This is a genomic window from Geotalea uraniireducens Rf4 (genome assembly GCF_000016745.1).
Taxonomy (GTDB): domain Bacteria; phylum Desulfobacterota; class Desulfuromonadia; order Geobacterales; family Geobacteraceae; genus Geotalea; species Geotalea uraniireducens.
In genome coordinates this window covers 3,043,965-3,065,897 of the sequence record NC_009483.1, presented here as the reverse complement: position 1 = coordinate 3,065,897, position 21,933 = coordinate 3,043,965, and the positions used below count along the sequence as shown (strand labels likewise).

22 protein-coding genes and 1 tRNA gene are annotated in these 21,933 nt (G+C 54.5%); 22 read left to right on the top strand and 1 reads right to left on the bottom strand.

The window, feature by feature from the left end:
• Nucleotides 1-343: 343 nt before the first annotated feature.
• From GURA_RS24335 to GURA_RS13335, 20 genes are all read left to right on the top strand, one after another.
• On the top strand, nt 344-520 hold the full coding sequence (locus GURA_RS24335) for a hypothetical protein (RefSeq protein ID WP_157046205.1): 177 nt from the start codon (nt 344-346) through the stop codon (nt 518-520).
• Between the two features lie 90 nt (nt 521-610).
• Nucleotides 611-1,816, top strand: a complete 1,206-nt coding sequence (locus tag GURA_RS13425) for an ABC transporter permease (RefSeq protein WP_011939491.1) — start codon at nt 611-613, stop codon at nt 1,814-1,816.
• Between the two features lie 2 nt (nt 1,817-1,818).
• Nucleotides 1,819-2,604, top strand: a complete 786-nt coding sequence (locus GURA_RS13420; RefSeq protein WP_011939490.1) for an ABC transporter ATP-binding protein — start codon at nt 1,819-1,821, stop codon at nt 2,602-2,604.
• 33 nt (nt 2,605-2,637) lie between these two features.
• The gene (locus GURA_RS13415) at nt 2,638-3,624 is read left to right on the top strand and encodes an MlaD family protein (protein ID WP_011939489.1); all 987 of its coding nucleotides are present in this window, start codon (nt 2,638-2,640) and stop codon (nt 3,622-3,624) included.
• Nucleotides 3,625-3,639: 15 nt separating this feature from the next.
• Nucleotides 3,640-4,278, top strand: a complete 639-nt coding sequence (locus GURA_RS13410) for a PqiC family protein (protein WP_011939488.1) — start codon at nt 3,640-3,642, stop codon at nt 4,276-4,278.
• A gap of 51 nt (nt 4,279-4,329) precedes the next feature.
• Entirely contained in the window at nt 4,330-5,427 is a 1,098-nt protein-coding gene (ydiK, locus tag GURA_RS13405; RefSeq protein ID WP_011939487.1) for an AI-2E family transporter YdiK, read from the top strand.
• 110 nt (nt 5,428-5,537) lie between these two features.
• A complete protein-coding gene (locus tag GURA_RS13400) occupies nt 5,538-8,303 on the top strand; it encodes an MGH1-like glycoside hydrolase domain-containing protein (RefSeq protein WP_011939486.1) in 2,766 nt (921 codons plus the stop codon).
• Nucleotides 8,304-8,305: 2 nt separating this feature from the next.
• On the top strand, nt 8,306-8,707 hold the full coding sequence (locus GURA_RS22905; RefSeq protein ID WP_049818923.1) for a SemiSWEET family sugar transporter: 402 nt from the start codon (nt 8,306-8,308) through the stop codon (nt 8,705-8,707).
• 55 nt (nt 8,708-8,762) lie between these two features.
• Nucleotides 8,763-9,146: a hypothetical protein gene (locus GURA_RS13390; RefSeq protein WP_041245454.1), complete on the top strand. Its 384-nt coding sequence runs from the start codon at nt 8,763-8,765 to the stop codon at nt 9,144-9,146.
• Nucleotides 9,143-10,216, top strand: a complete 1,074-nt coding sequence (locus GURA_RS13385) for a hypothetical protein (protein WP_011939484.1) — start codon at nt 9,143-9,145, stop codon at nt 10,214-10,216. The genes GURA_RS13390 and GURA_RS13385 overlap by 4 nt, the downstream gene beginning before the upstream one ends.
• 34 nt (nt 10,217-10,250) lie before the next feature.
• On the top strand, nt 10,251-11,057 hold the full coding sequence (locus GURA_RS13380) for a hypothetical protein (protein WP_011939483.1): 807 nt from the start codon (nt 10,251-10,253) through the stop codon (nt 11,055-11,057).
• A gap of 463 nt (nt 11,058-11,520) precedes the next feature.
• A complete protein-coding gene (thrS, locus tag GURA_RS13375; RefSeq protein ID WP_198134472.1) occupies nt 11,521-13,431 on the top strand; it encodes a threonine--tRNA ligase in 1,911 nt (636 codons plus the stop codon).
• 12 nt (nt 13,432-13,443) lie between these two features.
• Nucleotides 13,444-13,965, top strand: coding sequence for a translation initiation factor IF-3 (gene infC, locus GURA_RS13370; RefSeq protein WP_041245453.1), 522 nt, complete (start codon nt 13,444-13,446; stop codon nt 13,963-13,965).
• 26 nt (nt 13,966-13,991) lie between these two features.
• A complete protein-coding gene (gene rpmI / locus GURA_RS13365) occupies nt 13,992-14,189 on the top strand; it encodes a 50S ribosomal protein L35 (RefSeq protein WP_011939480.1) in 198 nt (65 codons plus the stop codon).
• Between the two features lie 166 nt (nt 14,190-14,355).
• Nucleotides 14,356-14,709, top strand: a complete 354-nt coding sequence (gene rplT / locus GURA_RS13360) for a 50S ribosomal protein L20 (protein ID WP_011939479.1) — start codon at nt 14,356-14,358, stop codon at nt 14,707-14,709.
• Nucleotides 14,710-14,784: 75 nt separating this feature from the next.
• Nucleotides 14,785-15,801, top strand: a complete 1,017-nt coding sequence (pheS, locus tag GURA_RS13355) for a phenylalanine--tRNA ligase subunit alpha (protein ID WP_011939478.1) — start codon at nt 14,785-14,787, stop codon at nt 15,799-15,801.
• Nucleotides 15,802-15,879: 78 nt separating this feature from the next.
• On the top strand, nt 15,880-18,285 hold the full coding sequence (gene pheT / locus GURA_RS13350) for a phenylalanine--tRNA ligase subunit beta (RefSeq protein ID WP_011939477.1): 2,406 nt from the start codon (nt 15,880-15,882) through the stop codon (nt 18,283-18,285).
• Nucleotides 18,286-18,377: 92 nt separating this feature from the next.
• On the top strand, nt 18,378-18,656 hold the full coding sequence (locus tag GURA_RS13345; protein WP_011939476.1) for an integration host factor subunit alpha: 279 nt from the start codon (nt 18,378-18,380) through the stop codon (nt 18,654-18,656).
• 20 nt (nt 18,657-18,676) lie between these two features.
• Nucleotides 18,677-19,030 (top strand): MerR family transcriptional regulator, encoded by a 354-nt coding sequence (locus tag GURA_RS13340; RefSeq protein WP_011939475.1) that lies wholly within the window; start codon nt 18,677-18,679, stop codon nt 19,028-19,030.
• Nucleotides 19,031-19,065: 35 nt separating this feature from the next.
• Nucleotides 19,066-19,142: transfer RNA gene (locus GURA_RS13335), tRNA-Pro, on the top strand.
• A gap of 294 nt (nt 19,143-19,436) precedes the next feature.
• Here GURA_RS13335 and GURA_RS22900 read toward each other — a convergent pair.
• Nucleotides 19,437-20,156 (bottom strand): response regulator transcription factor, encoded by a 720-nt coding sequence (locus GURA_RS22900; RefSeq protein ID WP_011939474.1) that lies wholly within the window; start codon nt 20,154-20,156, stop codon nt 19,437-19,439.
• Nucleotides 20,157-20,454: 298 nt separating this feature from the next.
• On the opposite strand from GURA_RS22900, the gene surE reads away from it, so the two are divergent.
• Together surE and GURA_RS13320 are read left to right on the top strand one after the other, a co-directional pair.
• Nucleotides 20,455-21,201 (top strand): 5'/3'-nucleotidase SurE, encoded by a 747-nt coding sequence (gene surE / locus GURA_RS13325; protein ID WP_011939473.1) that lies wholly within the window; start codon nt 20,455-20,457, stop codon nt 21,199-21,201.
• Nucleotides 21,202-21,260: 59 nt separating this feature from the next.
• Nucleotides 21,261-21,911: a protein-L-isoaspartate(D-aspartate) O-methyltransferase gene (locus GURA_RS13320; protein ID WP_041245975.1), complete on the top strand. Its 651-nt coding sequence runs from the start codon at nt 21,261-21,263 to the stop codon at nt 21,909-21,911.
• Nucleotides 21,912-21,933: the final 22 nt, after the last annotated feature.

Below are 21,933 nucleotides of genomic sequence, written 5' to 3'. Positions count from 1 at the left end.
TGGGCTCCGGCGTGTCGGCCCGGTAGGCAGGGGTCATGATCTTCGGCGGCGCACTCTGGTGTTCGAAAACTTCGCCGACAGCTCGCTCACCTTTACCGCCTATTTCTCAGCGTTGTCCGGTTTGGTTTGTGCATCAAGGTTGTTAAGCCCCATTAGGGGCGTTCGAATGTAGCCGGGGGATTCATCCCCCGGATGAGATGCTATATTTCCCCACGTCACGTACGTGACGTGATGATATTTCGCCTGGATGACCGGGGAATGAATTCCCCGGCTACCAGTATTCTGTCCCTACGGGACGTAAGCAAAAACCAAACCGGACAACGCTGCCTATTTCTGGATCGAAATGGATCCCGCGATAAACAGTCTCGTGGTCTGCAGCGACATCCGGCACCGCATCACCGGGCGGCTCGCTGAAGCGGGTATCGCCATTCCTTTCCCGCAACGGGACCTGCATCTGGCTGCCGGTCAGCCGATTGAAATAAAGGTGATTCCTCCGAACAGAGACGAAATATCACGCTAGAGACGAAATGTCGTCCCCACCGCAAAATTCCGGTTATGCCCGAATGCCACGAACCTTTTGTTTTTGCAGTTGTATGCCGCGGAGAAGAAAGTGGCATGGTTTTCCCATTATGAAATGGTGTTAATTCGCCACCGACAGAGTGTCATAGAGAAAGGCGCGTGCCACAGCATGATCCCGAGCGAACTCAAAATCGATAAAACCCCGGACGGTGCCCTGCTCACCCTGGCCGGAGATTGGCGGCTGGGAAGTGCGATCCCATCACCGGACGGCGTGATTGCCGGACTTGGCGCGGCGGAGAAGGGACAGCGTCTTGCCTTTGAAACCGGGAACCTCCAAGGTTGGGATAGCGGGCTCCTGGTCTTTCTGGCGAAACTGTTCGATATCTGCCGCCGCAACGGCATCAGTGTCGATGAGTCCGGCCTGCCGGCGGGGGTGCGGAAACTAATAGACCTGGCATCTCCCGAAAAGCAGCGCTCGGGGGTGACGCATGGCGGAGAGCACCCCTCGTTCCTTGTGTGGGTTGCGGATACGGCTTTGGCTCAGGTCAAGGGGGCCAAGGAGGTGCTTGCCTTCATCGGGGAGGCGACGCTGGCGTTCGTCAAGATGCTGCGGGGCAAGGCCGATTTCAGGCGTATGGACCTGATCGTCACCATCCAGGAAACCGGCGCGCAGGCGCTCCCCATCGTGACCCTCATCAGTCTGCTGGTCGGGATGATCCTGGCCTTTATCGCGTCAATCCAACTGAAGATGTTCGGGGCGCAGATCTACGTGGCCGACGTGGTGGGAATCGGCATTGTGCGGGTCATGGGTGCCATCATGACCGGCATCATCATGTCCGGCAGAACCGGCGCAGCCTTTGCCGCCCAGCTCGGCACCATGCAGGTCAACGAGGAGATCGATGCCCTGGAGACCCTGGGTTTTTCGCCGGTGGAGTTCCTCGTCCTGCCGAGGATGCTGGCGCTCATGCTGATGATGCCGCTCCTCTGCGTCTACTCGGACCTGATGGGGGTCCTTGGGGGGATGATCGTCGGAGTGGGGATGCTCGACCTTGGTTTCATGGAGTACGTGCACCAGTCCAGGTCCGCCCTGAACCTCACCCATTTCCTGGTCGGCCTTTTCCACAGCTTCGTTTTCGGCATCCTCGTAGCGGTGGCCGGCTGCCTGCGCGGCTTGCAGTGCGAGCGGAGCGCCTCGGCGGTAGGTTATGCCGCCACTTCGGCGGTGGTGACCGGCATCGTCTGCATTGTCGTTGCAACGGCGATCATCACCCTTTCCTGTCAGGTACTGGGGATATGAACATGCCGGCGGAAGAGTCCAGGAGCGGCAAAGATGCTGTCATCGAAGTGCGCGGCCTGGAGATGTCCTATGGCAGTTTCGTGCTCATGCGAGACCTCAACTTCACCATCAACCGGGGTGACATCTTCATCATCATGGGGGGGAGCGGTTGCGGCAAGAGTACGCTCCTCAAGATGCTGGTGGGGCTCAAGCGGCCTGCCAGGGGGGAGATCCTCTATGACGGCGTCAGTTACTGGGAGGCCGAGCACGAGGTTCAGGAACGGCTCAAGCGGCGCTTCGGCATCCTCTTCCAGAGTGGGGCGCTCTGGAGCTCCATGACCCTGGCGGAAAACGTCGCTCTGCCGCTTGAGCAGTACACTACCCTCCCGCCGGGGCAGATCCGGGATCTGGTGTCCTTCAAGCTGTCATTGGTCGGGCTCGGCGGCTTCGAGGACTTTTATCCGTCGGAGATCAGCGGCGGCATGAAGAAACGGGCGGGTCTCGCCCGGGCAATGTCGCTCGATCCGGACCTCCTCTTTTTCGACGAGCCGTCCGCCGGTCTCGACCCCATCAGCGCCCGGCTGCTGGATGACCTGATCATAGAGCTGAGCGAAAGCCTCGGCACCACGGTGGTGGTGGTGACCCATGAACTGGCGAGTATCTTTGCCATCGGCACCAACTCGGTCTTTCTGGACCCGGATGTGAAAACGATGACCGGCGCCGGCGATCCGAAGCGGCTCCTCAAGGAGTCGCCTGACCCGAAAGTCATCAACTTCCTGACGCGGGGTGAAGGCGCGCAGCAAAGCTGAGCGTGTCCATATTCCCTCAGAACGGAGAAACCGATGAGTACGAAAGTAAACAAAACAGCGATCGGAGCGTTCGTCCTCGGAGCAATTGCCCTTTTTGTCGCGGGGGTGCTCGTTCTTGGCGCCGGCAAGTTCTTTACCAAGGAGTTCGTCTATATCACCTACTTTGTGGGCTCCGTGAAAGGGCTGAACGTGGGGTCGCCCGTGATGTTCCGTGGGGTGAAGGTCGGCTCGGTAACCGATATCAGCATCATCGTAGATCCCTCGAAAAAAGAGTTGCTCATACCGGTGGTATTCACGCTGGATCCGGAGAAATTCAGAGGGGCCAAGGTTCAGTTCCGGCAGGATCCGAGGTATGTCAAATACGCTGTCGACCTTGGCTTGAGAGCCCAGCTCCAGACCCAGAGCTTCGTGACCGGGCAGTTGATGGTTGCCCTCGACTTTTTCCCCGACAAGCCGGCCAACTATGTGGGGCTGACCAAGAAGTACCCCGAGATACCGAGCATCCCGACGTCGCTCGAGCAGTTGCAGAAGACACTCGAGAACCTCCCGCTCGAGGAGATCATCGACAACCTGAATAGCACGCTCGAGGAAATCGACCGGGTTGTCAGCTCCATAGACGCGAAAAAGACGACGCGGACCATAGAGGCTGCCATACGGGATGTTCAGGCACTCGTGAAGCATGTCAACGACAAGGTCGATCCGCTCGTCGAAAACCTCTCGGAGACCTCGGTTGCAGCCCGTGGCGCTTTTACCCAGGCTGAGAAGACCCTGGCACTGAAAGAAGGGGTGCCGGGGGATATTGCGGTGAGTCTCCGGGAAACCCTGGCGAAGAGCAGCGCCTCCTTCGATCAACTGCGCGCGGCCTTGTTAACCTACGAAAAGCTGGCTGAGCGCAATGCCGATCTCGGGTATAGCGTGACCAAGACGTTGACAGAGCTCGATTCGACGTCGCGCGCCATCCGCTCACTTGCCGACTATCTCGAGCGACATCCCGAGTCACTCATCAAAGGAAAACAGTAGTTACAGGAGTATGTCATGAAAAAATACCGTCCAATCCGGTTCCTGCTTCTGGCCTGCGGCCTGTCCCCTGTCCTGGCGGGCTGTTTCGGAGGCACGTCACCGCCCTCCCGTTTTTACACCCTGGCGCCGCTGGAAACCCGCAGCAGTCAACTTCCGACGGGGCGATCTGCCATAATATCGCTGGGTCCCGTATTCATCCCCGATTACCTGGACCGTCGGCAGATTGTTACCCGCTCCGGGCAGAACGAGCTCATCATTGCCGAGTTTGACCGATGGGGAGGGTCGCTCGCCGATGAGATCACCCGCTCTCTCGTGGCGAATCTCTCGGGCCGGCTGGCATCTGCCAACATTTCGGTGTTCTCCTGGCAGTCAATGCCCCTGAGTATAATGGGGACCTCGTATCGGGTTCCGGTCAGCATTTCCCGCTTCGACGGTATCCCCGGCGATTCGGTCGTGCTGAGCGCGAGGTGGGGGGTGTTTGCCAAAAAGGAGACAACCGACGAGTCACTGCTCGTAAAGGAAGCGGCGATAACCGAGAAGGTCGACGGCCAGAGCTACGATGCGATGGTTGCCGCGATGCAACGGGCGCTCGACCGGTTAGGCAAGGAGATGGGCGACAGTATCACGGCCAGAGACGTCATGAAATCGCCGTGAATGAAGTTCGGTTGAGCACCTGCTAGATTTTTGACCATGGGGAAAATGCCAATGACGCCCTATCATACCACCCCGGATATCGCCCGCACGACCCTGGCGGTGCTCTTTATCGGCATCCTCACGGCCGCCAGTTTCTGGATACTGCGCCCGTTCTTTACGGCGCTTGTTTGGGCAACCATGATAGTGGTGACAACGTGGCCGCTCATGCTAGGCGTTCAGAAGCGGCTCCGGGGCAAGAGGGCGCTTGCCGTGACCGCGATGACCGTTGCGCTGCTGCTGGTGTTCATCGTCCCCTTCACGCTCGCCATCATCAGTATCATTGAACGGTCCGACGAGATTGTCGGCTGGTCAAAATCCCTTGCCACGTTCACCATGCCGCCGCCACCGGAGTGGGTTGAGCAACTCCCCTTAGCCGGTCCGAAACTCGCCGCCCGCTGGCATTATCTCACGACGGTGGGCCAGGCAGAGCTGTCCGAACGCCTGGCTCCCCATGCGAAGGAGATCGTGAGCTGGCTGGTTACCCGGGCGGGCAACGTCGGAATGATGATCGTTCAGTTCCTGCTGACCGTGATCATCAGCGCGGTCCTCTTTGCCAATGGCGAGAAGGCTGCCAGCGGCATCTGCCTCTTTGCACGGCGGCTGGGCGACCGGAACGGCGAAGACGCTGTAATCCTCGCTGCCAAAGCAATCCGTGGCGTAGCGCTCGGGGTCGTCGTCACAGCCGTGATCCAGTCGCTCCTCGCCGGCATCGGTCTGGTCGTGGCCGGAATCCCGGCTCCGGGCCTGCTTACGGTAGTTATTTTCATCCTCTGCGTGGCCCAGGTCGGTCCCGGCCTCGTGCTCATCCCGGTGATCGTGTGGCTGTACTGGGTCGACCAGGCCCTCTGGGGAACGGCCATGATCGTTTGGGGGATCATTGTCGGTACCATCGACAACTTTATCCGCCCGGTCCTCATCAAGAAGGGCGCTGACCTCCCCCTGCTGCTGATCTTTGCCGGCGTGATCGGAGGCCTCATCGCCTTTGGCGTTATCGGGCTGTTCATAGGGCCGGTGATGCTCGCCGTGACCTACACCCTGCTCGGGGCGTGGATCACGCGGGGCAGGCCTGAACAGGAGGAGTTGCAACCGGAAGAAAGACGCACGGATTGAAGGGAAACAGGGGAGAGCCGTCGGCAGTGTCACCCGGGCGTCTCAATGTGCCCGGGCGACACGGTGAAAATATGCAGAGCTGATAAGTCATATCCAGGGGAGGTTCAGCCATGAACGAGAAAAAGCCTTTGACAAGCGAAGCGCAGCGCCTGGAAGAAACCCGTAAAAATAACGTTCTGTGGCGGAAATGGGGACCGTACCTCACCGAACGACAATGGGGGACGGTGCGGGAGGATTACAGCGAAGGGGGTGACGCCTGGAATTTCTTCACCCACGATCATGCCCGCTCGCGCGCCTACCGCTGGGGCGAGGACGGCATCGCCGGCATTTCCGATGACAAGCAGCACCTCTGCTTTGCTCTCGCCCTCTGGAACGGGAAGGACGCCATTCTCAAGGAACGGCTCTTCGGATTGACCAACAGCGAAGCGAACCACGGCGAGGATGTGAAGGAGTACTACTTCTACCTGGACAGCACGCCGACCCACTCGTACATGAAGTACCTCTACAAGTACCCCCAGGCTCCCTATCCCTATGAGGATCTCGTCAGGACGAACAGTGGTCGGACCCGGAAGGAGATGGAGTACGAGCTCCTCGACACCGGCGTCTTCAATGACGACCGCTATTTCGACGTCTTCGTGGAGTACGCCAAGGGGGATGCCGATGACATCCTCGTGCGGATCACGGCGGCCAACCGGGGACCGGACGCGGCAGAGCTGCATCTGTTGCCGACGCTCTGGTTCCGGAACGACTGGTCGGCGTGGATTGCCGAATCCAACAGAGCCCCCGAGAAACCAAACCTCAAAGAGATCAAGGCGCCGGCGGGCGCTGTCGCGGTCGCGGCGACTCATCCGCTGCTGAGTGAATTCATCCTTTTCTGCGAAGGTGAGGTGCCGCTCCTCTTCACCGAGAATGAAACAAACCACGAGCGGCTTTTCGGGGTAAAGAACGAGAGCCCCTACGTCAAGGACGGCATCAACGACTGCGTGGTGGACGGTCGGCAGGAGGCGGTGAATCCCGGCAAGCAGGGGACCAAGGTAGCGGCGCACTACCTGGTCACTGTCGGCGCCGGTCATAGCAAAGTGATTCGCCTGCGGCTCTCCAAAAGTTCTCCGGACCGGAAGGGGGAACCCTTTGGCGATAATTTCGACAAAGTCTTCGCTGACAGGCTTCGTGAAGCTGACGAGTTTTACCAGTCGGTCACGCCGCCATCAGTGAGTAAAGACGCGGCCAACGTGATGCGCCAGGCCCTGGCCGGCATGCTCTGGAGCAAACAGTTCTTCTTCTTCGACGGTGACAACTGGCTGGACGAGCACCACTCCAACCCCCTCCATAAAGGATATCGAAACGCCCGGAATTCGGAGTGGTTCCACATGCTGAATGAAGACATCATCTCCATGCCCGACAAGTGGGAGTACCCCTGGTACGCGGCCTGGGACCTGGCCTTCCACACGCTCCCCCTCTCCATTGTCGACCCCGACTTTGCCAAGGACCAGATGAAACTGATGCTCAAGAGTGTCTACCTGCACCCCAGCGGCCAGATGCCTGCCTATGAGTGGAACTTCAGCGACGTGAACCCCCCGGTCCACGCCTTTGCGACGCTCTTCCTGCACCGCACCGAGCAGGCCCTGCGCGGCGAGACGGACCTTGATTTCCTCAGGGCGACGTTCAACAAGCTGATGTTGAACTTCACCTGGTGGGTGAACCGCAAGGACCGCTTCGGCAAGAACGTCTTCGAGGGGGGCTTCCTCGGCCTCGACAATATCGGCGTCTTCGACCGCAGCGCCCCGCTCCCCACCGGCGGCCATCTGGAGCAGGCGGACGGCACGGCCTGGATGGCCCTCTTCAGCCAGAATATGATGGAACTCGCATTTGAGCTCGCCAGCCACGACCCCATCTATGAGGACATGGTCCTGAAGTTCGCCGAGCACTTCTACTATATCGCCGCGGCCATGAACCGGTCCGGAGCGGACGGTATGTGGGACGAGGAGGACGGCTTCTATTACGACCTGCTCTGTCTCCCCGACGGCAGTTCCCAGAGGCTCAAGGTGCGCTCCATGGTGGGTCTCCTTCCCCTGTGCGCCACCACGGTGCTCGAGGCGTGGCAGCGTGAGCGCGTCCCGCGGGCGCTGGCTAAGATGAATGAGCGCCTGCGCCGGATGCCTGAACTTTCGGCGACTATTCACCCTACCGGCCCAGGTCATCTTGGCGTGAACGATCGCGGAATAGCTGCCCTGGTCAACCCGGAGCGGCTGCGCCGGATACTGACGAAGATGCTCGACGAGGACGAGTTCCTGGGCCCCCACGGCATCCGCTCCCTCTCCAAGTTCCACGAGCAGAACCCGTTCGTTTTTAACGTGCAAGGCCAGGAGTATCGGGTGGACTACCTGCCGGCGGAGTCCAACACCGGCATGTTCGGCGGCAACTCCAACTGGCGGGGACCGGTCTGGATGCCGGTGAACGCGATGATCATCCGGTCGCTCCTGAATTTCTATCTCTACTACGGCGACAACTTCAAGATCGAATGTCCCACGGGGTCGGGGCGGATGATGAACCTCTTCGAGGTGGCCAAGGAGATCGCCGATCGGCTCGGCCGGATATTCCTGCAGGGCGAGGACGGCAGGCGACCCGTCTACGGCGGCACGGAGAAGTTCCAGACCGATCCCCACTGGCGCGACCATATCCTCTTCTACGAATACTTCCACGGCGACAACGGCGCCGGGCTCGGCGCCAGCCATCAGACCGGCTGGACCGGGCTGGTCGCCAAGTTCATCCAGCTTTTCGGCCTTCTGGACGCCGAACGGCTCCTGGCGGCGGGCAAGAAGTCTGCGTTCGTGAAGGGCGCCTCGCAAGCAGGGGAGGCCTCGATTAAGGAGTGACCATGCTGAAGAGGGGTTCCATCGACAGGACGACGCGCGGGGTTGTACTGCTGAGCGTGATCATGCTCTGTGGCTGCAAGGAATTTGCGGTACACGACACGTCGAGCCTGCTGATCCCCAGGTTTCAACGGTCCGAGGTCCTTGGTTTTGTGGCAGGATTTGGAACGACCTTTGCCGCCATGCCCGACTTGATCAAGATGATCAAGCGACGGTCAAGCAAGGGTATAAACCCGACGATGGCGGGCATTATGGGGGTTTTTCAGATTGTTTGGATATATTATGGCCTCTTGATTGCGTCGCGGCCGGTGATTGTGTGGAACCTGGCCGCCGTGGTCATCAATTCCATGACTGTCTGGGCGTACTTTCGATTCGCCCGCATAGAAAGGAACCAAGCAAAAGAATGAACGCGTCGCCAGCGTGAATCATGGAGTTTTTGTCTGTGTTTAAGAGGAGGAGCAAATGAAGAGCAAATCGATGACCACTGCAGCATTGATCGTATCAATAGTGGGGATTACGCTGCATATATACCTCACCTGTTTTCACACGCCGTCTGGTTCATTCTATTTTCTTATCGTTCCCCTCATGAATATGATTCCGTATCTGATATGTATAGTTCTGATCAAAACAGTGCCAAAGCCGACTATTCCACTGTGTGCAGGTTTGCTGCTCCTGATATTTGATCTGTATTTGTTCGAAAGCTATTTATTTTCAACTAAAACTTACAGGTATCAATTTGTTGAAGTTTATCAAATCATGTTTAAAGCAGCTGTGATTGTGCCAATAGGTTGCTTGATAGGAAATTTACTTGATAAGGTGATACGGAGGCAGGGGGGAGGGCAATGAGACGGAAATATGCTGCGTTGACTCTCTGCATGGTCATAGTGGTCGCGCTGCTCACCGGTTGTATGGGAATCGGTCCGGGGACGGTCGCACGCGACCGCTTCGATTACACCACCGCGGTCGCCGAGTCGTGGAAGCGGTCGATGCTCCTCAATATCGTCAAGATACGCTACGGCGACGCCCCGATCTTCCTCGACGTGGCTTCCATCATCAACCAGTACCAGTTGACGACCGACCTGAACGCCTCGTTCGGCTGGTCCTTCCCGCCGAGCGGCAACAACCAGAGATTCGGTGTAGACGGCAATTTCGTTGACCGCCCTACTATCACCTACACCCCATTGACCGGTGAGAAATTCGCCCGCATCCTCATGACCCCAGTTGCCCCTGCGACGGTCATGAGCCTGATCGAAGGGGGGTACCCCTTGGACCTCGTCTTCCGGATTCTCGTCCACTCCGTCAACGGCATACAGAACCAGTTCGGAGGCTCTGCCCGGATGCGGAAGGCCGACCCGGAATTTTACGTTATCCTGGAGAAGCTCCGCCGCATCCAGTCGTCAGGGGACGTCGCCCTGCGGGTGAAGAAGGGGGAGGAACGTGGAGCCCTGGTCATGTTCTTTCGCAAACGGGTGGACCCGGAGATGGAAAAGGAATCGAGAGAGGTGCGTCGGATGCTCGGCTTGAAGGAGGAGGGGGGAGAATTCAGGATCGTCTACGGGTCGGCGTCGAGCAGTGACGAAGAGATCGCCCTCCTGACTCGGTCGATCACAGAGATCCTCTCCGACATTTCATCGACTGTCGAAGTGCCTGCCGAGCACGTGGCCGAGAAGCGGGTGCCCCCGACCATGGAGCCCGAAGGCGAGGGGATCAAGGGGCCGCTGATACGCATCCTCTGCTCCAGGGAGAGATCCGGGGACGACTTTGCTGCCGTGTCGTACCGGAACCGCTGGTTCTGGATCGACGACCGGGATTACCAGTCGAAAAAACTCTTCTCGTTCCTCATGTTCGTGATGACACTCACCGAGACCGGCGGCAAGGAAGGCGTGCCGATCGTGACGATTTCCGCGGGAGGTTAGAGCCATTCCAACGTGTGGTGCCCTTTCACTGATAATGTTGATATTTGGCGCTCTGATCGGCGCTCTGATCTGTTCGGGCGGAGCGCGGGCCGACGACGGTCTTCCGGGCGCCCAGGCGAAGCTGGACCTGGTCAAGCAGGCCAACGCGCCCATATCGTCCATTCTACAGTTCCGGCTCCAGGATACATATCAGCCTCAATTCACGGGGCTGGACGGGCAGGGCAACGCTGTTACCCTCGCTATGACCATGCCGTTTCCCAAATACCGTCTGCTCCCTCTGCCTCAGCTTTCGCTCCTGACAATTCCCGCAGCAATCACATTGCCCGGTGGCTTGACCGGGTTCGGCGACCTGCGGTTAGTCGACGTCGCGGTCTTTCAGGCGGGAGACAGCGCCGTCTGGGGTGTCGGGCCGACCTTTGTGTTTCCGACGGCGAGCAGTCGCGAGACCGGTCAGGGAAAGTGGCAGGCGGGACCGGCCGCAGTGGTGGCGTTTTACCCCGGGAGGTGGCTGGCGGGCGTGCTCGTCCAGAATCCGATTTCGTTTGCCGGCGACAGTGGACGGAAAGAAGTGAATGCCATGGTACTCCAACCCTTCGTAACCTATCAGCTGGGCAATGGCTGGTTTGTCAGATCCCAGCCCCAGATGCTCTTCAACTGGAAGAACGGCAACAAGCAGCTGCCACTGGATCTCGGAGCGGGACTTGTCTTCAGGATCGGTCGACAAAACGTGAGCTGTTTCGTCGAGCCGTTCTGGAACATTACGCACGACGGGCCGGCGCCGAAATACGGAATCCTGTTTAGCGTATCGCTGCTCTATCCCGACTTCTGGCAGGGGCGCTAGCAAAGTTTTCGTCCACCTTGGCACAACACGGAACGCAAACCTTCCCCTTTTGACTCCCTTATCTGAATTGTCTTGACTCCTGGTTGAATAGATGATAAATACTCTTTTTCAAATTTTATTAAGTCGCGTTTCATTATGGTAGATTCTTCCATCTGACTTCAGTAGCTCAGTAACCTTTTCAGTAACCTTTTTAAAAAAGTACAGTATGCAATACCCTGCTACGTAGTGAAACAGAAAATACTGATAACTTGTTAGAATATCTATAGAAAGTGTGATTTTGGTGCGGTTGAGATGCAATACTATGTAACATTGTGAAAACAATTAGTTAGAATTATATTTTATCTCGACACGCAAGGGGTCGGCGGTTCGAAACCGCCCGCGCCTACCATTAAAAACCTGCCACGGTTAAGGGGTTCAGCAGGGGCATCGAGGTTCGATGCCTCTTTCTGTTAAGGGGCCATTTATGAGTGATACCAAGGTAACGCTGCCTGATGGAACTGAAAGGACGCTGCAAGAGGGAGCTACGGTCTATGACCTGGCTGCCTCGATTGGTGCCGGTCTTGCCAAGGCTGCTATCGCCGGCAAGATAAACGGCGACCTGGTGGACCTTGCGACGGTCCTGCCTGACGGCGCCAAGGTGGAGATAATCACCGAGAAAAGTGCGGAGGCGCTTGAGATCATCAGGCATTCCACCTCCCATCTCATGGCCCAGGCGGTCAAAAGCCTCTTTCCCGAGGCAAAGGTTACCATCGGTCCGGCCATTGAAACCGGTTTTTATTATGATTTTGACGTTGATCACCCCTTCACGCCGGAAGACCTGGAAAAGATCGAAAAGAAAATGTCCGAATTGGCCAAGGCCAATCTCAAGATAGAGCGTCAGGTCCTTACCGGTGCGGATGCCATCAAGCTGTTCAGGGATATGGGGGAGATCTACAAAGTTGAGCTCATCGAAGACCTGAGTGCTGATACGGTTTCCCTGTACCGCCAGGGGGATTTCGTTGACCTCTGCCGCGGCCCGCATCTACCTTCCACTTCTCATATCAAGGCCTTCAAGCTTACCTCCATCGCCGGCGCTTACTGGCGGGGCGATGAAAAGCGCAAGATGCTGCAGCGGGTCTATGGTACGGCATTTGCCGACAAGAAGGAGCTTGATGCCTATCTGGCGCGACTGGAAGAGGCGAAGCGACGTGACCATCGAAAGCTCGGCAAGGAGCTCGACCTGTTCTCCTTCTCCGACGAGGTCGGAGCCGGCTTGGTCATCTGGCACCCCAAGGGTGCGATGCTGCGTACCATCCTGGAAGACTTCGAGCGCAAGGAGCATTTCCGTCGCGGATACGATATAGTTGTCGGGCCGCAGATATTGAAGACCGAGTTGTGGCAGCGCTCCGGGCACTACGACAATTATCGGGAAAACATGTACTTCACCGAAGTGGATGAGCAGGGGTACGGCATCAAGCCGATGAACTGTCTTGCCCACATGATGATCTACAAGTCGCAGCTGCGTAGCTACCGTGATCTGCCGCTCCGTTATTTCGAGCTGGGCACGGTGCATCGCCACGAGCGGGCAGGCGTGCTTCACGGCCTGTTGCGGGTGCGTGGCTTTACCCAGGATGACGCCCATATCCTTTGCACCCCGGAGCAGCTTGACGGCGAGATTAAAGGGGTGCTCTCCTTTGTCAAGGATGTCATGGGGATTTTCGGCTTTGAGTATGAAATGGAGCTTTCTACCCGGCCGGAGAAGTCCATCGGTTCTGACGAAGACTGGGAGCGGGCGACCAAGGCCCTTCTGGGGGCGTTGCAGGATTCCGGGCGTCCTTTTGAGATTAATGAGGGCGATGGCGCATTCTATGGGCCGAAAATCGACATCAAACTGCGCGATGCCCTTGACAGACGGTGGCAGTGTGCTACAATCCAGTGCGATTTTACCCTGCCGGAGCGCTTTGATCTTACATATATAGGCGCAGACGGCGAGAAAAAGCGGCCGGTCATGGTGCACCGGGTCATACTCGGCGCCATTGAGCGGTTTATAGGTGTATTGATCGAGCATTTTGCGGGAAGCTTTCCGGTTTGGCTCGCCCCGGTTCAGGCAATAGTCCTAACTGTCACCGATAACCAGGTTTCCTATGCCAACGAGATTTACACGGCTTTGCGTGCAGCGGGGATACGCGTTCAGCAAGATTTCAGGAATGAAAAGCTCGGTTTTAAAATCCGCGAAGCGCAGTTGCAGAAGATTCCTTATATGCTGATAATTGGTGATAAGGAAGTTGAATCGGGAATGGTAACTCCCAGATTCCGGGATGGAAACAATCTTGATAGTATGAAGCCGGCTGAACTTATTGAGTTTATAGAAAAGGAAGTCAAAAGTTTTCATTGAGGAGGTGGCGTCATAGCTAAACCGACAGTTAACATCAACCAGGCAATCAGGGCGAAAGAAGTCCGCGTAGTCGGGGCTGAAAGCGAGCAACTCGGCATACTTCCGCTTAGGGAAGCATTGGCGCTGGCCGAGAGTCAACAGCTGGATCTGGTGGAAGTTTCACCTACAGCTGTGCCGCCGGTATGCCGGATCATGGATTACGGGAAATTTAAATATCAGCAGAGCAAAAAACAGCAGGAAGCAAAAAAGAAGCAGGTGCAGGTACAGCTGAAAGAGGTCAAGTTAAGACCCAAGACCGATGAGCATGACTTGCAGTTTAAGATAAAGCATGTAAGGCGTTTCCTGGAAGAGGGAAATAAGGCCAAGGTGACGGTAGTTTTCCGCGGCCGCGAAATTACCCACATGGATCTGGGACAGAGTGCCCTTGATAAGTTTGCTGCCGAATTGCAGGACATAGCACTAATCGAAGTAAAACAGAAAATGGAAGGGCGCAGTATGTTTATGATTGTTGCCCCTAAAACAAAAACCAAATAAGAAAATAACGATAAAAGGAGAAGACAATGCCTAAAATCAAAACCCATAGGGGCGCTGCCAAGCGCTTCAGAAAAACCGGTACCGGCAAGATCAAAAGGAATCATGCGTTTACCAGTCATATCCTGACCTCCAAGACCAGAAAAAACAAGCGCAATCTGCGCAAGGGTGCTATTGTCGCAGCGGTAGACCATAAAAATATCGCCAAGCTTATTCCGTATATGTAATAAAGGCGGTCGATGGTCGGTGGTCGGTGGTCGATAGCAATGCATCAGATTCTTAATTCACCATCGACCGGTTACCATCAACCATCAACCGATTTTTAAAGTCCGTGAACCGTGAGGAAACGTCTCCCCTTGCGGATCCGGCAAATAAACAACAAAAGGAGTTAGTATGCCACGCGTAAAAAGAGGATTTAAAGCGAGACAAAGAAGGAACAAGGTATTAAAACTGGCCAAGGGCTACAGGGGCGCCAGGAGCAAACTTTTCAGGAGTGCGACTGAAGCGGTAGACCGTGCACTGAACTATGCGTTTCGTGACAGAAGGGTGAAGAAAAGAGATTTTCGCGCTCTCTGGATTGCCAGGATCAACGCCGCTGCAAGAATCAATGGTCTTTCCTACAGCAAGCTTATCCATGGTTTGAAGATAGCCAAGGTTGAGGTTGACCGGAAAGTAATGGCAGATCTTGCCGTTTCAGATCCACGCGGGTTTGCAGAGATTGCTTCTCTTGCCAAAGCGAATATTTAATTAACTAATTAATGCATAAAAAAGAAATGGGATACATGCTGTCTCATTTCTTTTTTTATTAGAAGGTTATTTGTCATGAGGGAAAAACTGGAAGCACTTCTTGCGGATGCCGTTGCTGAGCTTTCTCAGGTTAGTACTGAAGATGGTTTGCAGGAGCTGCGGGTAAAATATCTCGGGAAAAAAGGTGAGCTGACCGCTGTTATGAAGGGTCTGGGCGCACTTTCTCCCGAGGAACGGCCGGTCATCGGCCAGGTTGTCAACACGGTAAAGGGTGAGCTGGAAGCAAAGATCGAGTCTGCCGGTCTCAAGATCCGTGAGGATATAAAGGCTGAAAAACTAAGGTCGGAACGTGTCGATGTAACGCTTCCCGGCCGGAGACGGCCGATTGGTACCAGGCATCCCATTACCCTCGTTATCGAAGAGATTACCGCCATCTTTGCCGGTCTGGGCTTTCTCGTGGCCGAGGGGCCTGAAATCGAGCATGACTTCTATAATTTCGAGGCATTGAACTTCCCCAAGGATCATCCTGCCCGCGACATGCAGGATACCTTTTTCATCAGCGACACCGTTCTGTTGCGCACCCATACCTCTCCGGTCCAGATACGCACCATGCTCAAGCAGGCTCCGCCGGTGCGCATTATCGCGCCGGGCACTGTGTACCGTTGTGATTCCGATGCCACCCACTCACCCATGTTCCACCAGATCGAGGGGCTGATGGTCGATAAGGGGGTAACATTCGGTGATTTGAAGGGTATTCTGACCATTTTCATCAACCAGTTGTTCGGGCAGGGGACCGGTGTGCGGCTGCGCCCCAGCTTCTTTCCCTTTACCGAGCCGAGTGCTGAGGTTGATATCGCCTGCGTCATCTGCAAGGGGAAGGGGTGCCGTGTCTGCAAGAACACGGGCTGGCTGGAGATCCTGGGAGCAGGGATGGTCGATCCGGAAGTATACCGCCATGTTAATTATGACTCGGAAATCTATTCCGGTTTCGCATTCGGCATGGGGATCGAAAGGATTGCCATGCTGAAATACGGCATCAGTGACATGCGCCTGTTGTTCGAGAATGATCTCCGTTTCCTTAAGCAGTTTTGATGGGTTCATTACGGTCGTCTGCGGTGTTACGCTATTATTCGCATTGGTTTGTCATATTAAATATAAAAGTGTGAGATTATGATAGTTACCTATAACTGGCTGAAAGAGTTTGTTGATTGTGATCTCCCTGCTGCCGAACTTTCGGACCTTCTTACCATGCTCGGACTTGAAGTCGAACGGATGGAAACTGTCGGCGGTGGGATGGACGATGTGGTGGTTGCACAGGTCGAGGAAAAGGCGCAGCATCCAAATGCCGACAAGCTTTCGCTGTGCAAGGTGAACAACGGCTCCGAGATACTGACGATAGTCTGCGGTGCCCAGAATTTCAAGACGGGCGACAAGGTTGCCCTGGCGCAGATCGGTGCGGTGCTGCCGGGCGAGTTCAAAATCAAGCGCTCGAAAATAAGGGGCGAAGAGTCGTATGGCATGCTTTGCTCAGAAAAAGAGCTTGGGCTTGCCGATGAGTCGGCCGGGATCATGATCCTGCCTTCCGACTTCCAGCTCGGCATGCCCGTGTTCAGCGCACTTGGCCTCAAGGATACCATCTTTGAAATCGGCCTCACGCCTAACCGGGCCGACTGCCTCAGTGTCATCGGCATAGCCAGGGAAATAGCCGCCAAGCTCGGTAAAAAAATCAGCTATCCCGGTCATGAGCTCGTTGAAGGCGCAACTCCCATAACGGATGTCACATCCATTAACGTCGAGGCGCCGGATCTCTGTCCGCGCTATACCGCACGGTACATTTCAGGATGCAAGATAGGGCCTTCCCCTCAGTGGATGGTGAATCGACTCAAGGCTGTCGGACTCCGCTCCATCAACAACGTGGTCGATGTCACCAATTATGTGTTGATGGAGTACGGCCACCCGCTCCATGCCTTTGATTTCAATCACCTTGCCGATGGAAAGATCATCGTTCGTCCGGCAGGAGACGGGGAACGCTTCGTCACTTTGGACGGCCAGGAGCGTGTACTCCAGTCATCGGATCTCACCATTCGCGACGGACAAAGGGGGGTTGCGCTTGCTGGGATCATGGGGGGGCAGAATTCCGAAATCGGCGACGATACGACGAATATTTTACTTGAGAGCGCCTATTTCAATCCGTCAAGCATTCGCCGGACGTCCAAGCGGTTGGGGATTCATACCGAATCTTCCCATCGCTTTGAGCGGGGGGCGGACGTAAATATCCTGCCCAAAGCTCTCGACCGCGCCATTTCCCTGATTGCAGAACTTGCCGGCGGCAGCGTGGCTCAAGGTATTATCGACATCTACCCGCAACCGGTTCTGCCGCGAAAACTTACCGCCCGTGTTGAGCGGATCAATCAAATGCTCGGTTTGTCCCTTTCTTCCGACGAGGTCTGCGACCTGTTCCAGCGACTTGAATTCAACGTAACGGAATCGGTGCAGGGTATTGTCGAGGTGCTGGTTCCTTCATTCCGTGTTGATTTGGAACGGGAGATCGATCTTGTTGAAGAAATTGCCAGGCTCAACGGATTCGAAAAGATTCCGGTCACGATGCCGCAGGCGAGGATATTTTCGGATCTTCCCTCAAAGCATCAGATAATCGGTAAAAGTGTGAAGGACCTGCTGGTTTGTCAGGGGCTCTCCGAGGTCATCAATTACAGTTTCTTCGCTCCCGATGCATACGATAAAGTTATCCTTGTCCGGGACGACTACCGGCGCAACACCATAAAACTGCTCAATCCGCTGTCCGACGAGCAGTCAATAATGCGTACCACACTCCTTCCCGGTCTTCTTGAAACCGCGGCCAGAAATGCCAGTTTCAGGACGTTGAATCAGCGCATTTTCGAGATGCGGCGGATTTATCTGCCCAAGCATGGTGATGAACTACCCGAAGAACCACTTTATGTGGCGGGGTTGCTGACGGGGTTTCGCAACGTGGAAGGGTGGAATCAGGATAAGACCGAGGTGGACTTCTATGATGTTAAGGGGATCATAGAAAATATCTTTGTCGAATTGCACATTTCCGGCGCTTCCTTTGAAGCGGGAAACCCAGAAAGTTTTTATCATCCCGGTAAAGCGTGTACAATCCTGTGTGCCGGCGAAACCATCGGTTCTTTAGGGGAGCTGCACCCCACTGTGCAGGAAAACTATGGGTTGGAGAAACCGCTGTACTACTTTGAGATCAATTTTGAAAAGATGGTTCCCCATAGCATGGATACTGTGTCGGTGAATCCGCCTTCACGCTTCCCTGACACATGCCGCGATATTGCAATGCTTATTGATGATGACACACCATCAGACGCGGTTGTTGCCTGTGCAAAGAGCATAAAAGCTGCCGAGGTTCAGGACGTTGAGATATTTGATTTATACAAAGGTGAAAATATACCGGTCGGCCAGAAGAGTATTGCCATACGGGTTCGTTACAGTTCCAGGGATAAAACTCTCAGCGATGATGAAGTAACACCAATCCACCAACGGGTTATCGACACGTTACGGAAAAAATTAAATGTGACGATCCGGTAAAAATGGGTTGATTAAATAGTTCCCCTATGATATAAACCAACGCGCTGTTTAACCAGGCTGCTCACCGAATTACCGATTTTGTTGAGGGGTTTATGACGAAAGCTGATATTGTTGAAAGAATTTACGAAAAGGTCGGATTTTCTAAAAAAGAATCTGCCGAGCTGGTAGAAACCGTATTTGACCTGATTAAAAATACCCTGGAAGATGGGGACAAGATTAAAATAGCTGGTTTCGGTAATTTTGTGGTAAAGGAAAAAGCTGATCGTCGAGGTAGAAATCCTCAAACTGGTGAAGAAATTACCATCAGTGCCAGAAAGATACTTACCTTCAAGCCGAGTCAGGTGTTAAAAGCTGCCATCAACAATCAGTAATAGTCTTCCTGGATAAATTAATGGAAGCTGCAATTCCCGACAAGATCTTTTATAAAATTGGTGAAGTTGCTGATATAACTACTTTACGACCGTCGGTTCTACGTTATTGGGAAAGTGAATTCAATGTTTTAAATCCTAAAAAGAGCCGTTCCGGTCAACGACTTTACACAAGGGAAGATCTTGAAGTTATTCGTGAAATAAAGCAGTTACTATATAATGAGAAGCTTACCATCGAGGGCGCAAGGAAAAAAATTGCCGGTGGTTTGAAAAGAGCGGGTTTAAATAAAAATAGCGTTGAGATTCCGAAAGAAAAGCTGATGACAATTCTTCATGAAGTCATAGTTGATCTCAAAAACCTCAGAAACACATTGTAATAACCGTAGTAAAAGCAACATTCAGTATTTAGTTTCGGTGCGTAGCGCAGCCTGGTAGCGCACTAGACTGGGGGTCTAGGGGTCGAAGGTTCGAATCCTTTCGCACCGACCATTTATAGCTGTAAAACAAAGGGTTACGCCCCCCAGGCGTAACCCTTTTTCTTTTTTTATCGGATTCTAAGTTCGTTGGTTATGATGACCTCCTGTCGTCGATCGAACAACATGTGCAGAGGCGGGGGCATTTGTCACCAAAGAAGTAATTCCAATTCCAAATCAAGGCGCTATCTTCGTTGGCTCGTCTTCGGCTCCTCAACGTGCTATCTGTACGCCTTCGTCGCCTCACTCCTCGCCGCCTTGATTTCATCCTTGATTTGAAATTGGAATAAGATTACCTGCCAGAGCCGGCTTACCAATGCTTTCGGACGAATAGGGTTTCTGAAGCCCAGATCGAGGCTTCCAGCCGGCTCGACACATTTATTTTTTTGAAGATATGATTGAGGTGGGTACGGACGGTATGAGGGCTGATGAACAGTTTGTCGGCGATGACTTCGTTGCTGGAGCCGAGGGTCAGCAGGCCGAGAAGTTCAACCTCGCGTTGTGTGAGGTCATGGGGGTATATGTGGACGTGGCTGGGGATCTGCATGCGTCTGAGCCTGAAGCCGTTTTCCAGGATGGTTTCCGCCATTTTCTGGCGAGAAACCCAGAACTCTCCGCCGAATACGGCGGTTAATCCCTTGAGGAGTGTTTCAACAGTATCATCGTTGTAAAAGAACCCTTGAACACCATACTCCAGAGACTTCTTTTCGAAATCAGAATGTCGATCCAGGTTGAACAGCGCCTTCGCCCAATTCGATGGGAACTGTTCCAGTTCAGCCAGCAGGTTGTCAGACAGGTTGTCGCTGCTCAAGCCGAAACAGTCGAAGAGGACCGCTGTGTGGCCGGGAAATTCTTTCTCGTCTTTGTGTGGAATTGCTGCAATGCTTTCAACAACGCTGCTTTTCCACTTGCTATGGGTTTCGATGTAAGCGGAGAGAAGGGTGTTTTGAAAGTGGTTGGGACCGACTATAAAAGCCAGACAGTCAGAAGATGAAGTCGAAAGAGTTGTATCTGGGTTGTCAACCGTCATGCTTGGTATCTCCCTTAACTCTATTTGCAATAATTGATATCATATCTTTTGACTGTTGCAAGTCATGTAACCTTTCAGGCGCTTCAACAGCGGATCTCCGACTGTCCAGCAAGGGCAAAACAAGATCAGAATTTGGTCATCTGCTGCAACCGGGTCCGGGCTTCTGGTCCGAGTCGAAGTAATCCACTTGCGTTCACCTATCGGACAGTGCTAGTTTGTCACCTGTTGATAGATTTTCAGGCGGCATACAAGCGTTGGTCGTCTTTTTTCATCTCAATTGTCGGCAGGAGGTATCTTTTTGAAGATATTATTGACTAATGACGATGGAGTCCGTGCGCCGGGACTTGCTGCGCTGGCAGAGGCGATGGGGGCAATCGGCGAAGTCTATGTTGTAGCCCCTGACAGGGAGCAGAGTGCAGTAGGGCATGCCCTTACGCTCCACCATCCTCTGAGGGCTACCAGGATCGAGAACAACATTTTCGCTGTTGACGGCACGCCCACCGACTGCGTGAATCTCGGCATTCACAGCCTTCTCTCCTTTAAACCCGACATTGTCGTTTCCGGTATAAACCGTGGCGGGAACCTGGGCGACGATATAACCTATTCGGGCACGGTTTCTGCGGCAATGGAAGCCACCCTGATGGGAATCCCCGCCATTGCCGTATCGCTCGTGACCCAGAATGATGGGGGTAATTACTCTGCGGCCGCGGCTTTTGTCGTCAAGCTGGCCGGCATCGTCAGCAGGGAAGGGTTGCCTGATGATACTTTTTTGAACGTCAACGTGCCGGATTTGCCGGCGGAGCAGTTACGTCATCCCGTTATTACCACTCAGGGGAAGAGGTCCTATGAAGGGACGATCGTTGACAAGGTCGATCCGCGTGGTCGCAGCTATTATTGGATAGGAACCGTAGATCTGAATTTTAGCGATATCGAGGGGAGTGACTACAATGCCGTTTCCCGCGGGCATATTTCCATAACCCCACTCCATCTTGACCTCACTAATTATAATTCACTTGCAGCTCTGAAAAGATGGGATTTGACCTGATACTGGACTTTTACGCTTCTGTTTGCTATATTTATCCACTTTAGGGGTCAATGTATATGATTAACCTGGACATCGCACGAAGACGAATGGTGGAAAACCAGATCGTTGCACGTGGTATTAAAGATCGGCGTGTGATTGATGCGATGCTCAAGGTCCCCCGCCATATTTTCGTCGAAGAGGCGATGTCGGCCCAGGCCTATAGCGATTCATCTCTGCCGATCGGGGAAAAGCAGACCATTTCCCAGCCATACATGGTAGCATTGATGTCCGGGATGTTGCAGCTGACGGGCAAGGAAAAGGTCCTGGAACTCGGGACCGGTTCCGGTTATCAGGCGGCGATTCTTGCAGAGCTTGCCGACAGGGTTTATACCGTCGAGAGGATACGTCCGCTGGCTTTGCGTGCCCGCAAGGCGCTGGACAGTCTGGGATACTTGAACGTCAATCTGAAAATCGGCGACGGTACCGATGGATGGGCGTCAGAAGCCCCCTTTGACGCGATACTTGTTACTGCTGGTGCGCCGGATGTGCCGATGCACCTTATAGACCAGTTGGCTGTCGGTGGAAAGCTGGTAATTCCGGTTGGAAACCAGTCGGAACAGACCCTGGTCAGAATTACCAAGGGGGAGAACGGGGCCGTTTCGCGGGAAGATTCGATAGGCTGCCGTTTTGTCAAGCTGATCGGCAGGTACGGTTGGAGTGGTGAAGATTGATTGGATCGCATTATGTCCTTTC